Source organism: Salinispora goodfellowii (assembly GCF_059570675.1).
The window spans coordinates 65,865-78,636 of the sequence record NZ_JCANTD010000002.1; the positions used below are offsets into that span (position 1 = coordinate 65,865).

Here is a 12,772-nt window from a genome sequence, read left to right on the forward strand (position 1 = left end):
CCCGTCCAGGCTTATCGACCACGCTGATCACCCCACAGCAGCACGTGAAGCCGGGTCGACAGGTTCCAGCCCCGGCTGATCACGTCGTCGGCTAGGTCGCGTGCTCGCCGCAGTACCTCATCGGGCGTGCGGCCTTCCGGCATCACCCAGATCGGCGTGAGGCTGTAGGTGCGTTCCAGTTCGGCGATCTCGTCAAGGTCTCCCTTGTCGACGACCACGAACTTGAACACGGCCTTCCTGCTGGCGACCATCGCAGCGATCGCGGCCGGGCGGAGCCGCACGTGCTCGGCGACGCCTGAGTTGGCAAGCTTCGGGCTGACGTTGAAAGCCGTAACCGACACCAGCAATCGGCGGCTCGGTGCCACGGTGCCGGAGGTTTCCACCTCGACCCGGATTCCGGACCGGTACAACGGCCCAGCCAGGTTGACGAGGGCGGCCTGTTGCAGCAGCGGCTCCCCGCCGGTGAGTACCACCATGTCGGCGCCACTGGCGCGTACCCACGCGAGGACGTCGGCCACCGAGGCCTGTCGGCGGTGCTCGTCGAGGTTGTAGCGAGTGGTGTCCCAGGTATAGGCGGTGTCGCACCACGAGCACGACAGGTGGCAGCCGGACAATCGGACGAACACGGTGCGTCGCCCGATCGACGGGCCCTCTCCCTGAACGGTGGGGCCGAACATCTCTGTCACCAGCAGGTCGCCCGCTGCACGGGCCTGTGCCATAGCGGTCATGTCGTCTCCTGGTACTCGGCCCAGGTTGACGCGGTTTCGGAAACCCGAGCGGCAGTGATCGTCGTACCGTCCGGAAGCGACAACTCCTTGCACGCCCACTCATAGAGGTGGCGGGCCAGGTTCTCGCTTGTCGGCGGTCCGGCGTGGGGCACGGAGTCGTTGAGGTAGCAGCCATTGAACGCCGTGCTGATGTAGCCGTTCAGCGCTGCCAGGCATGCGTCGGGGAGGCGAGAGGTGCCGTCGAATCCGAGCGCGGCCCGGTAACTGTGACCGTGAATGCGGGCGCACTTGTGCCCGATCGGCAGGCCGGGCAGCCGGTGTGCCGCCTCGAACGTGACCTCGCATTCGGCCAGCGGTCCCTGGCCGGGCTGCGGTGTGGGAGCCTGAATGCTCACCGCGTCAAGCGTCACTCGCCCGGTCGGGGCGACAAGGAATGTTTCCAACCATCGCCGCAGATAGCCGTTGAGCGCCTGATGGGTTGGCGGCTGGTCGAGCACATCGTTAAGCAGCCGGTGATCCAACACCTCGTTAAGGTGCCGGGCGAAAGGGTTGAGAGCGGCGAAGTCGATGACGAAGCCGGGCGGCTCCACCTGCTCGGCCGCTAGGACAACCCCGATGGTGTAGGTGTGACCGTGCAGGCCCGGCGGGCAGTGCCGCTCGTCTGCGGAGGCCGGAACGGCGTGCGCGGCATCGAAGGTGAATTGCTTGCCGATGCGATACATCACGTCACCCGGTCTCGGCCAGCGGCGTATCGGGTCGGGTCCGGCACCCCGGCATGATGAAACGCCTCGCGTCTCTCGGTGCAGGTGCCGCAGGTGCCGCAGTGTGTGCTCTGGCCGCGGTAGCAGGACCAGGTGTCGGCGAACGGCACCTGGAGCTGGGTGCCCAACGCGACAATCTGCGTCTTGGTCATCCGCACGAACGGCGCGCAGACGGTGATCGGCTCCGGTGTGAGTCCTTCCGTGGCGACGCGGGCCATGCTTCGGTAGGCGTCCACGAACTCAGGCCGGCAGTCCGGGTAGATTGGGTGGTCGCCTGCATGGGCGCCGAAAGCGACCGTGTCCGCACCGGTCGACACGGCCAAGCCCACCGCCAGATCCAGCAGGATCGCGTTGCGGTTGGGCACTACGGTGACCTGCATCGAATCATCGGCATAGTGGCCGTCAGGAACCTGCACTTGCGCGTTGGTCAACGCGGAGGCCAGCAGTCGGCCAACGTCGGACAGGTCGATGACATGAGACGGTGCCCCGAGCCGATCGGCGGTGATGCCGGCGAAGCTGAGTTCCACCCGGTGCCGCTGGCCGTAGTCCACTGCCAACACAGTCAGTCGGGAGCCAAGGTGCGCTAGCCAGTGGGCCAAGACACTGCTGTCCAGCCCTCCGGAGCAGACCACCACGGCATGCGCAGGTATGTGCGGTAGGTCTGGGCCGGAGACTGGCAAGTCGGCGGTGATGCCGGCGGCATCACCGCCGGTCGGATCTGGCGTCCTTGTCATATGTCCTCCATACGGTGATTGGAGCCGAGGGGCGGTCTCGTGGTGATGCCGCCGGCATCACCACGAGACCGCCGCCACGCCTCTACGGATGGCCGGCCGGGGGAACTGCTGAACTCCGCTACCGGGTAGGGCTGCTGGGCAGCCGATCCAGGTCGCTGTCGCAGTCGACACTGCGCACGACGGTGTCCGCTCGCAGGTAGCGGAGCACCTGATCGAGTAGGCCCTTCAGGTCGTTTGCCTGTTCGGGGATCGTCACTCGGTTGGCGGCCTCCCAGAATGCTCGGTTGTCCCGAGCCCCCTGGTCGGGTCTGTGCATCGTGAACCCGTCGCGGTGGTCGTAGTGGGGTGGCTCAGCCGGTGGCGGTGATGCCGCCGGCATCGCCGCATGCGGCAAGAGAAGGCCGTGGGCGACCAGCTCGCTGAATGCCTCCGCCCAGGGCCTACACCGTTCCCCGGTGCCGCACTTGGGGCAGCCGCCGTCCATCTGCTGGTGGGCGCTCAAGTCCTGCCACCATCGGTCGATGGTGGCGGCGGCCGGCTTCACCGCCGCTCTCGCGCCCGTTGCGGAGGCGCCCAAGGGGTCCCGCCCCGGTTTCCGAGGGCTGGTCATCGGAGAACAAGCCCGTTGCCTGGCCAGCCGGGTCATTAACGGCCGTGTGTCCAAAATGACCGTCGACTCATCAGCCAGCGGCGGCTGGAAGGCGCCAGCTCGCGCCCCGTAACGAGTTGCGGGACCGGTGGCGTCCAACGGTGCGCGGCGGCGGCGAAATAGCCAGTGAACCATAGGTCTACTCCCCTCTGAGATCGGGCAAAGACGGCCCGCCGCAGCCGGGACACCACCCGCTCACCTTCTTGCCGAGCACGAAGCCCACGATCACGGCTAAGGCCAGCAGCACGATGCCGCCAGCGACCTGTATGAACAGCACGATGGGCCCCCTCGGACGAAGGTTCAACCGGTCGGTGTACGTCGATGCGGTGGTACCGCCGTGGTGGTGCTGGACATCGGTGTTACGCGCCGCCTCGAAGCGGGCAGCAGTACTGGCGCCATCGCGGCGCCACCTCAACACAGTTCGCGCCCAACCAGCGGACGGAACGTCGTTATGCCCGGCCAGGGCGGTCCGCCGGTCTGCCTACGGATAGCAGCAGGGTCGGTGTTGCTCTTCCAGGATCATCTGCGCATTGCACCGGTGGCTACCCGGTGCTATCGGGAGTTTCGGGGCGTTGTTTCCCGTGTCGCGGGGAAGTTCCGTGGTCCGCGTTGGATGCGTATCGTTTGCGCGGTGGACGTCAATGCGTGTCGCTGATTGTGGGTGGTGGAATGGCAGAGGGACGGTCGATGAGCCTGCGTCGGCAGCAGGCACACCTGGCTGCCGAGTTGCGTTCGGCGGCCAAGACCTGGGTTGAGGTGGCCGAGGTCTTCCAGATGCGGTTCCGGCTCAATCCTCGTGTGGCGTTTCGGTCGGTGCGGGGATGGAGCCAGACGCAGGCAGCCGAGGAGTGGAACCGCCGCTGGCCCGACGAGCCCAAGACGTTCAAGTCTTTTTCGTACTGGGAGATCTGGCCGGGCAAGGGCGGATACTCACCGTCACACGATAACCTCGTGCGGCTTGCCGAGATCTACGAATGCAGCGTGGCCGATCTGCTGGCCGATCTGCCGAGCTTCCGTCACCTTGACTCGGCTGCCGGGACTTTGGCAGTGCCTCGGGGTACGACCAGTACTCTTGCGAGTGAAATCATGGTGCCGAGCGAGGCGGAGACCCTGCTTCGCGACCTGCTCGGCCGGCGCGCCGGTGCGGAGGCGACTGTTTCGCCACAAGCGGTCGCCACTGGCCTGTACCGCCTGCCCGAGGAGGTCGACTTCGGAGAATTGGCGCAGGTCATCGTTATGTGGATGCAACGGATACCGCATTACCCGGCCCGCAGGGACATGCTGGGCAAGCTGGCTGCCGCGCTCGTTGCCGCGACGGCAGCGCCGCTGACGGGCTTGGCGGAGTCAGCCAGCGCCACCCCGGCACAGGATCTCGGCAGGTTCGACCCGGCCACACTGGCGCACTGCGAGGCCATGATGCCCAACCTTCGTAAGCAGGGCGACGTGCTCGGCGCGAGCGCGACGCTGCCCAGCGCGTTGGCCTACCGACGCATCGCCGAGCAGCAAGCCAGGGCCGCCGCCAACGGCACGCAGCGTGACCGCGCGATGGCCACGTACGCCGAGCTGACCCAGCTGACCGGCTGGCTGTGTTTCAACATGGGCGATTACGGCTCGGCGCAACGGTTCTACGACGATGCGCGGGCCGCCGCGCACGAGGCGCGCGCCGTGGAGCTGGTGACCTACATCCTGTGCACGATGAGCCACCTGGCCACGTGGCAGGGCAAGCCTCGCGTCGGTATCGACCATGCTGTCGCCGCCGCTGCGTGGGCCGATCAAAGCGGCAGCCCGTACGCTCGCGCCTACGCGGCAGACGTGGCCGTGCGGGCACTGACTGCGGACGGCCAAGCGGATCGGTCGAGAGACGCCCTCGACCGGGAGTACGCCGCACTGCAAGCGGCGCTGACCGACCAAGGCCCGCGCCAGTCGTGGTGGTACTTCTACGACGAGTCGTTCTTCTGGAGTACCAGCGCACAGAACGCGTTGCGGTTCCATGGTGCCGACCAGGTGCTCGTGGCGGCCGACAAGGCTCTGAGGCTCAGCGACCAGGGCAACCTGCACGAACGGTCGTTCCGGCTGTTGTTTCGTGCGGAGGCGTTCGGCCGGCAGCAGAACCTCGGCCTGGCCTGCCAGACCATCACCGAGGTCGTGGAGCTGACGTCAGTGAACTCGACGCGCCGGATCGAGCAGCGGGTGCAGGAGCTGCGCCGCAGCCTCGACCCGTGGAAGCGGACACGGGCGGTGCGGGAGCTCGATCAGGCGATCCGCGCCTACCGGTCAACTCCGGTCGGCTAGCGGAAGCGGGCGCACGAACATGGCATACTCGCGGTAGTAGGCACCGGGCCGTCCGGGGATGGTGCCCACACGCTGCCAGCCCCACCCCGCGTAGAGTGCGTGGGTAGCGGTCGCGGCCGGGTTGGCCGTTAGCGTGGCACGTTCCTCGCGACGGCCGCCGAGGAACGTGTCGTGCAGGCCCCGCCCGATTCCCTTGCCCTGCCATGCTTTGCGTACCTCGATCTCGGCCAGGACCACGGTTCGCTCACCACCACGTTCGTCGGTGAACCCCGGCTCCGGAGCCGGGTCGAGCCCGGCGAACCAGTCGCGCTCCTGCCGCAGGCTGTAGCCGAAGACGAACCCAACCACGTCACCAACCCGAGCCGTGACCAACTCGAAGTTGCGGGCACCCAGCGCACCCGTGGCCCGGTCGCGGAAGGCGTCGGCCTTGACGTTGGTGTCCTCGCCGTAGGCGTCGCCGTAGGCGTCGGCGTAGACCTCGCACAACTGATCCATTAAGAGGGCGGCGGCACCTGCGTTGAGGCGCGAGTAAGTCACGTCGGTCACGCCATGCACCATACGTGCGTTCGGCCGACCGCCATTCCCCGTGGCGCAGGGAAGTACCCTCAGTAGGGCATTTTCGGTACGGTGGCGGAGCAGGGTGAAGCCTGCTCGTCCGTGCATGTGGCGGGCGATTTGTTTGGTTTTGGTGTTGACGCCTTCGGTGGGGCCGTTGCTGTAGGGGACTGTGAGGGCGGCGTTCACGGCGTCGCGGTCGCGCTCCATGCCTCGGGTGAAGGCGTGCAGGTGAGGTAGGTCGGCCGCGCGGACCTGGGCGATCCAGTGTGTGAGCCGGTCGGTGTTCGCGGGCTGAGGCGTCGGGAGTTCGGCGAAGCGTCCGACAGCGGCGGCGAGTTGGGTCATTTCTGGGCAGGCTGCGGTGAGCTGTGCCAGTAGATCTCGGTGCTCGGGTGGGAGGTTGGCGATGTTTGTGCAGCTCGGTGCCAAGAGGCGGCGACGAATGACAAGCCTCAGATCATGACGGCCGGTAAGGGACGCTGCGAAGCTCCGCTTCATCTGACGGAGCCGAGCGTGGAGACCGCACTCTAGGACTGGTCCACGTCGATCCGGTGATCTGAAAATGGCCACGCACCGCCCGCACGCCGGGAGATGCGGTGTCCACGACGGCACTGCGAGCCTGATCGCATGCGCCGAACGTCGACCGCCGACCCGGCCGGGCGCGTTCACCTCCTGGGCCGCTGGGCCGGCACCCTCGATCACCACACGGCAGCGCTGGCGGTGTGGCTCGCCGCCAGGCGCCGTTGCTGGTGGCGGCCGTTGCTGGCCGGGACGCCGGTGCTGGCGGTCACGCCGCAGCCGGACGGCCTGGTGCGCTTCGAACACCATCCGCGGCCACCGCTGGAGGCCCTCGGGCTGGAGCTGCGCTACGCCGACGACTGGGCCACGGCCCGCGGCGCCTATCGGCGGGAACTGGCCGAGAGCGGGGCGCTGGTGATCTGCGGCGACGCGTACAACGTGCCGTGGCAGCGCGGACACCGGCGGTGGCACGCGCCGTACTGGTTCACGGTGCTGCGGGACGGCGCTGATTGGGTGGTCGAGGATCCCCTCTCGACGGAGGCACCGGGGAGGCCGGCCGGCCCGCTGCGGGTTCGGGTTGAACCGGGCCAGCTCCTGCGCTGGTCCCGGGCGCCGCAGCTGTACACCGCCGTCCAGCACCTGCGCGAGCTGAGCGTCGTGGGTCACGGCCCGCCCGGCCTCGGCGTGCGCTACCGGTGGCTGGCCCGGGCGCGGGCGCCACATCCCGGCCGGCCGGAGCCCACCCGGCTGGTCGGTGCGGACGCCGTCAACGGGCTCGCCATCCGGTTCCGGACGGCGCCGCCGGACGACCCGATCCACCGGCAGGTCGACGACGTGCGCCACGTGCTGCGGCAGCGCGAGCTGGTGGTCGCCGCTGGCGGGGTGGACCCCGACCTGGTGCCGCCGCACGTGCGGGAGCATTGGCGGCTTGCGGTGGCCGGCTGGCGTCGGGTCGTGGCCGCGCTGGTGCGGGTCCGGTCGGGTGCGGGCGGCGGATCGCCGGTCGACTCGCGCGAACTGGCCGATGCGACGGGTGCGGTCGCCGGGTTCGAGACCGTCGCGTGGCGGCTCGCGGATGCCGGCGCGTCGCCGTGGCCGCCGGACGCGGCGGTGGCGCAACTCGGTTCGTGAGCTGTTCCGGCCAGCGGAGCGCACCGGGAGAGAAGACACCCGTCGCGCGTCCCCACCAAGCTCGTACTGCCCCGACGACCGCGCTTGAGGAGACAGACGATGACCCCACCACAGGATGTGATCACCGCACTCGTTGCCGAGGGTGACGACGTCGACCGGATGGTCGCGTCGCTCGATCCCGCCGGGTGGTCGGCGCCGACACCGGCCCCCCGCTGGACCGTCGCGCACCAGATCGCCCACCTGGCCGCCACCTTCCGGCTGGCCACGCTGGCCGCCGCCCGGCCGGAGGCGTTCACCCGGATCGCCTCCCAGCTCGGCCCCGACTTCGAGGCCAACGTCGAGCAGGCCCTAGCGGAGTACCTCGCCGAGCCGCCCGAGGTGCTGCTGACCCGGTGGCGGTCGGAGCGGTCAGCCGTGGCGGCCGCGCTGAGGGACCTGCCGCCGGACACGCTCGTGCCCTGGCTGGTCCGGCCCATCCCGGCGGCCGTGCTCGCCGCGGCCGGGCTGACCGAGCTCGTCGGGCACGGGCAGGACATCGCCGACGCGCTAGGGGTGGAGCGCCGGTTCACCGACCGGATCCGGCACGTCGTCGAGTTCGCGATGCGTACTTGGGACTTCGGTTACCTGGCGCGTGGGCTGCAACCGCCCGCCGTCACGTTCCGGTTCGAGCTGACCGCGCCCTCCGGAGAGCGCTGGGACTTCGGACCGCCCGGCAGCGCGGAGCGCATCACCGGCCCGGCTGCGGACTTCTGCCTGCTCGTCACCCGCCGCCGGCACCGCGCGGACCTGTCCCTGACCGCGACCGGCGACGAGGCCGACCGCTGGCTGGACCTCGCCCAGGCGTACCGGGGCTCGCCCGGCCCGGGCCGGCAGCCGGGCCAGTTCGCCGGCCGGGCCACTGTCCCGCCGGAGCGCTGAGCCGGGCCGGCGCGCCGGATCCGAGTCACCTGAGGAAGGGCGGATCGTGAAAGCACTCATTCTGGCGGGCGGAACCGGCATACGTTTACGGCCGTTCACCTATTCGATTCCGAAACAACTCGTCTCGGTCGCGAACCGGCCCGTCCTGGACTATGTGATCCAAAGTGTGCGCGACGCCGGAATCACCGACATCGGCCTGATCGTCGGAACTCGGGAGGACGCCTTCCGGGCCGCCGTCGGCGATGGCGAGCGGCTCGCGGTCCGTCTCACCTATCTGCGGCAGGACCGGCCGCTCGGCCTGGCGCACGCGGTGCGGCTGGCCCACCCGTTCCTCGGCACCAGCGACTTCCTTATGCATCTCGGTGACAACTACCTGTCCGGCGGCGTCGCGGCGGCGGTCCGGGAGTTCCGTGACCGCCGGCCCGTAGCCCAGCTGGTGCTGCACCGGGTGACGGATCCGCGGGCCTTCGGGGTCGCCGAGGTCCGGCCGGACGGGCGCGTCACGCGGGTCGAGGAGAAACCGGCTCGGCCGCGCAGCGACCTGGCGGTCACCGGTGCCTACCTTTTCACCGAGGCGGTGCACAAGGCGGTGGAGGCGATCGAGCCGAGCGCCCGCGCTGAACTGGAGATCACCGACGCCGTCCAGTGGCTCGTCGACAGCGGCGCCGACGTGCGCGGCCGCGAGCACCACGGCTTCTGGCGGGACGTCGGCGGGGTCGACGACCTCCTGGCGGTCAACCGCGAGGTACTGGGCGGCCTGCCACCCGCCGTACGGGGCGACGTCGACGCCGCCAGCGAGTTGCGCGGCCGGGTGGTCGTCGAGCGAGGTGCCCGGGTGATCCGGTCGCGCGTCGAAGGACCGGCGATCATCGGCGCCGGCACCGTGGTCGAGGACAGCCGGATCGACCCGGCCACGTCGATCGGGCGCGACTGCGTGATCCGTACCGCGCAGCTCGCCGACTCGGTGGTGTTCGACGGCGCGAGCATCGAGGCGATCGGTGCCCTGAGCGGGTCGGTGATCGGCCGGCACGCCACGATCCGGACCGCAGAGCCGGACCGGACCGGACATCGCCTGATCGTCGGTGACCACACTTACGTCGGGACCACCCGCTGACCGCCCCAGACGCCCGACTTTTCCAGAATGAGCGACCGACTGTCAACCAGTGACGGCGATCGATGTTGCGGATATGGTGAGTTCGTTCTAACGACTCGGCCCGCCCGGGGGGTACCGGCACCGCGCGATGCCCGACCGGGACCGTCGCGCGTGGCACGAATCGGGGTGACCGGCGACATCGCAGGGGCGGGGCGGCAGCGCGGTGGCCGGTCCCGGGTGCCGCCCGGGCGAGCCCGCTCGCTACCTCTGCGTAGCAGTACCTGGAGGGTGTCCGTGCGGATCTCTGATCTCAGCAAGGCAACCGGCATACCGATCGCGACCATCAAGTTCTATCTGCGCGAGGGGCTGCTGCCGCCGGGCATGCGGACGGGGCGCAACCAGGCGCGCTACGGCGAGACGCACCGTCGCCGGTTGGTGCTGATCCGGGCCCTGACCAGTGTCGGGCAGCTCGATCTGACGTCGGTGCGGGTCCTGCTGGCCGCCGTCGACGACGGCACGGCCGGGTTGTCCGGGCTGCACGACGTGTTGCACGCGGTGCTGTTTCCCGGTGATCCGTCGCCAGTGCAGTCCGACCATCTCGGCTCGTCCACGGCCGACATCGACCGGCTCGTGAATAGGCTGGGCTGGCGCGTCCGGCCCGACGCGCCGGCCCGTGCCCAGCTGGCGGTGGTGCTGGCGACGCTGCGCGACCTCGGCTGCGGCTGCGACATGGATTTCTTCGAGCCGTACGCGGAGGCGGCCGAACGCATCGCGCGGCAGGAACTCGAATTGGTGACCTCCTACGGGCCCGGTGACGGCGCGGCGATGATGGTACGCAGCATTCTGCTCGCGGTCGCCTTCTCCGCCATGCGTGTGCTGGCCGAGCAGCATGTGATCGCCGAGCGGCCGGACGGTGGCAATCGGAAGTAAAAAGCGCCGATATCCATTTTCCTACTTCGATGTTGCCGTGCGCAATGAGGCGACCGCAGGGCGTGTTGCAACTTCCATGAGGGTCGGTTAGCCTTCCTACTATCCGTTAATGGTCGATGAGGTCGGTGCAGTCAACTGTTAGTCGTCTCTGCGCTCGATCATTCGCAGAAATTTGTTTTAGCGCGCTCCGAGATGACGCTTCGCCGCGCCCTGCATTCGAGGAGGGAAACATGAAAGAGGAGCCTGTGGAGGGTGCGGATCCGGCCGAACGGGCGGTCCTGCGGGCGATTCAGGTGATGCGAGAGCGCATGGGAGAACAGCTTACCGTCGACGATCTGGCCCGTGCTGCCATGTTCAGCAAGTTCCACTTCACCCGGGTGTTCCAGCGGGTGACCGGAGTCTCGCCGGGCCGTTTCCTCTCGGCATTGCGCCTGCAGCAGGCGAAGATGTTGCTCGTCTCAACCGGAATGAGTGTCACGGACATCAGCACGTACGTCGGTTACAACAGCGTGGGCACTTTCAGCTCGCGATTCAGTCGGAGTGTAGGGATGTCGCCGACTACGTATCGCCAGCGATCGGGCTTCGCGCCGGTGCTGCCGGTGCGCGGCGGCCGGACCTGCGAGGCCACATTGTCCTGCCGGGTGCGGCTGGCCGAACCGGACGACAAAGCCGTGGTGTTCGTCGGCATCTTCCCCGACCGGATCCCTGAGGGACGGCCGGTGCGCTGCGCGGTCCTGAACGACCGGGAGCAGGTCCGCTGGGCCGCGATCCCGCCCGGGACGTGGTATCTCCTCGCGCAGTCCGCGTCGCCGGACGAGCAGCTCCTGCCGGACGGCCCGGACGACGCCGGCCGGCTGGTGGCGGTCGCGACCCACGGCCCGTTCTCGGTCCACCCGGGATGGTCGGCCAGTCTCGACCTGGTGCTGCGGCCCACCCGCCTGTTCGACCCGCCGGTCCTGCTGGCGCTCCTCGACGCCCGGGAGTACGCGATAGGTGAACTGACCTCGGCCCGGCAGGCCGGGGTGGCGCTGCTGCCCACGGTCGCTTGACGGCGGACCGGCCCGATGATCCCTGCCCGGCTGGCCTCGTCCGTCGTACAACGCCAGGTCCCTTACGTCGGCCATTTCGGGTCCCGGCCGTGGTACCCGGGATGGCCGACGCGCGGGCCTCGACGCCCGGACGGCTTCCCTGCTCCCCGCGCTCGCGTCCTACCAGGTCGGCGAGGCCGACGTCGCGGAGTTCCGCCGGCACCACCCGGGCGACGCGCGCCTCCTCGAGACACCCGCGTGGGCCGGTGCCGCCGCCGCCCGGCTGATCGGCGAGCGTCTGCCGCGCCCCGGCCGGTGGCCGCCGACGGCGCACGACCGAAGTGGCCCGGCCGCCCGGTGGCCGCCCACGATGGCCGCAACGAGTCCCGGGAGAAAGCCATGTCGACTATGTCCGGTTTACTGCGCAGGCTGGCGCTGACACCGTCGCTGCGCTCCGTCAGCTTTGCCGGCCGCGGGTTCCCGGACGCGCTGGACGACGCGGCACGCCGCCTGGAGGCGGTCCCGCAGTCGGTGGTGGTGGGGTTCGAGTGGGGCATAGAGGTGCGGGATCTGTGGGAGATCGAGCGCCGGTTGGAGCTGGTCGAGCCGGAGATGCGCGGGTTCGCGTACGAGGGTGCGGCGATGGCCTTCACGGTGCGCGACAGTATGGCCGGTGGGCGCGGGCACCGCACCCGCGACCTGCTGGCCGGGCCCGGCGTGCCGCACATCTTCCTCACCTACATCGGCATCGGGTTCGCGATGGCCCGGCTCCCGCGTCCGCTGTGGAAGTGGGTGCTGCCCGACCTGACCGGCACGCCTTACTACCCGACGATAAGCTGGTTTGCAGTCGACGGGTACGGGTTCGACCGCGCCTATTTCGACACGGATAGCTGGGTGACCGGGCAGCGGCGGCCGCCCGTGTACCCGTGGCGGGGCCGCCCGGACTACTTCCTTCGGGCTGTCGACCAGGGCGTCGGGCGGGCGCTGTGGTTCATTCACGGTGGCCGGCCCGTGGACGTCGCGGCGTCCGCCGGCGCCTTCGCCGCGCCACGTCAGCCCGACCTGTGGAGCGGAGTGGGCCTGGCCGCCGCGTTCGCCGGCGGGTGCTCCGCCGAGGCACTGCGGGAGATGACCCGCTCGGCCGCGGAGCATCGGCCGCACGTCGCCCAGGGGGCGGTGTTCGCGGCCAAGGCCCGCCACTTCTCCGGGTTCGTGCCGGAGTACACCGAGGTCGCGACCCGGGCCCTCGCCGGGATGTCGGTCGCGGCCGCTGCCGCCCTCGCCGACGACGTGGCGGACGGCGGATTCCCGCCGACCGGCGAACCGGATTACGAGATCTGGCGAAAGCGAATCCGTGACCGCCTGTAGGAAAATAGGTTCGACGGCCGGATCCGACCGCACAGGCCAAGAAGACAATCTCCTCCGAGCGGT

The 12,772-nt window shown here is 69.4% G+C and carries 12 protein-coding genes and 1 pseudogene; 7 read left to right on the top strand and 6 right to left on the bottom strand.

Features of this window, described 5'->3' with window-relative positions:
* Positions 1–11: 11 nt before the first annotated feature.
* The 5 genes from T398_RS02805 to T398_RS02825 all read right to left on the bottom strand — a co-directional run bounded on the left by T398_RS02805 (position 12) and on the right by T398_RS02825 (position 3,149).
* Positions 12–728, bottom strand: a complete 717-nt coding sequence (locus T398_RS02805) for a 7-carboxy-7-deazaguanine synthase QueE (RefSeq protein ID WP_496444221.1) — start codon at positions 726–728, stop codon at positions 12–14.
* Positions 725–1,450 carry a 6-pyruvoyl trahydropterin synthase family protein gene (locus T398_RS02810; RefSeq protein WP_496444223.1) on the bottom strand — a complete coding sequence of 242 codons (726 nt, stop codon included), beginning with the start codon at positions 1,448–1,450 and terminating at the stop codon, positions 725–727. Before T398_RS02810 ends, T398_RS02805 begins: the two co-directional genes overlap by 4 nt.
* Positions 1,450–2,223 carry a 7-cyano-7-deazaguanine synthase QueC gene (gene queC, locus T398_RS02815; RefSeq protein ID WP_496444225.1) on the bottom strand — a complete coding sequence of 258 codons (774 nt, stop codon included), beginning with the start codon at positions 2,221–2,223 and terminating at the stop codon, positions 1,450–1,452. Before queC ends, T398_RS02810 begins: the two co-directional genes overlap by 1 nt.
* A 118-nt stretch (positions 2,224–2,341) precedes the next feature.
* Positions 2,342–2,767: a hypothetical protein gene (locus T398_RS02820; RefSeq protein ID WP_496444227.1), complete on the bottom strand. Its 426-nt coding sequence runs from the start codon at positions 2,765–2,767 to the stop codon at positions 2,342–2,344.
* Positions 2,768–3,011: 244 nt separating this feature from the next.
* Positions 3,012–3,149 (bottom strand): hypothetical protein, encoded by a 138-nt coding sequence (locus tag T398_RS02825; protein WP_496444229.1) that lies wholly within the window; start codon positions 3,147–3,149, stop codon positions 3,012–3,014.
* 479 nt (positions 3,150–3,628) lie between these two features.
* On the opposite strand from T398_RS02825, the gene T398_RS02830 reads away from it, so the two are divergent.
* Complete coding sequence (locus tag T398_RS02830) at positions 3,629–5,164, top strand: NsdA family TPR-like regulatory protein (RefSeq protein WP_496444231.1); 1,536 nt, start codon at positions 3,629–3,631, stop codon at positions 5,162–5,164.
* A gap of 624 nt (positions 5,165–5,788) precedes the next feature.
* Here the strand turns inward: T398_RS02830 and T398_RS02835 are convergent.
* Positions 5,789–6,160, bottom strand: a pseudogene (locus T398_RS02835) (transposase); the annotation flags it as partial.
* Between the two features lie 189 nt (positions 6,161–6,349).
* On the opposite strand from T398_RS02835, the gene T398_RS02840 reads away from it, so the two are divergent.
* From T398_RS02840 to T398_RS02865, 6 genes are all read left to right on the top strand, one after another.
* On the top strand, positions 6,350–7,372 hold the full coding sequence (locus T398_RS02840; protein ID WP_496444233.1) for a hypothetical protein: 1,023 nt from the start codon (positions 6,350–6,352) through the stop codon (positions 7,370–7,372).
* Positions 7,373–7,471: 99 nt separating this feature from the next.
* Positions 7,472–8,290: a TIGR03084 family metal-binding protein gene (locus T398_RS02845; protein WP_496444235.1), complete on the top strand. Its 819-nt coding sequence runs from the start codon at positions 7,472–7,474 to the stop codon at positions 8,288–8,290.
* A 46-nt stretch (positions 8,291–8,336) separates the two neighbouring features.
* A complete protein-coding gene (locus tag T398_RS02850) occupies positions 8,337–9,404 on the top strand; it encodes a glucose-1-phosphate thymidylyltransferase (protein ID WP_496444237.1) in 1,068 nt (355 codons plus the stop codon).
* 273 nt (positions 9,405–9,677) lie between these two features.
* Entirely contained in the window at positions 9,678–10,313 is a 636-nt protein-coding gene (locus tag T398_RS02855) for a MerR family transcriptional regulator (RefSeq protein WP_496444239.1), read from the top strand.
* Positions 10,314–10,543: 230 nt separating this feature from the next.
* Positions 10,544–11,362: a helix-turn-helix domain-containing protein gene (locus tag T398_RS02860; RefSeq protein WP_496444241.1), complete on the top strand. Its 819-nt coding sequence runs from the start codon at positions 10,544–10,546 to the stop codon at positions 11,360–11,362.
* A gap of 378 nt (positions 11,363–11,740) precedes the next feature.
* Positions 11,741–12,709: a DUF1702 family protein gene (locus T398_RS02865; protein WP_496444243.1), complete on the top strand. Its 969-nt coding sequence runs from the start codon at positions 11,741–11,743 to the stop codon at positions 12,707–12,709.
* Positions 12,710–12,772: the final 63 nt, after the last annotated feature.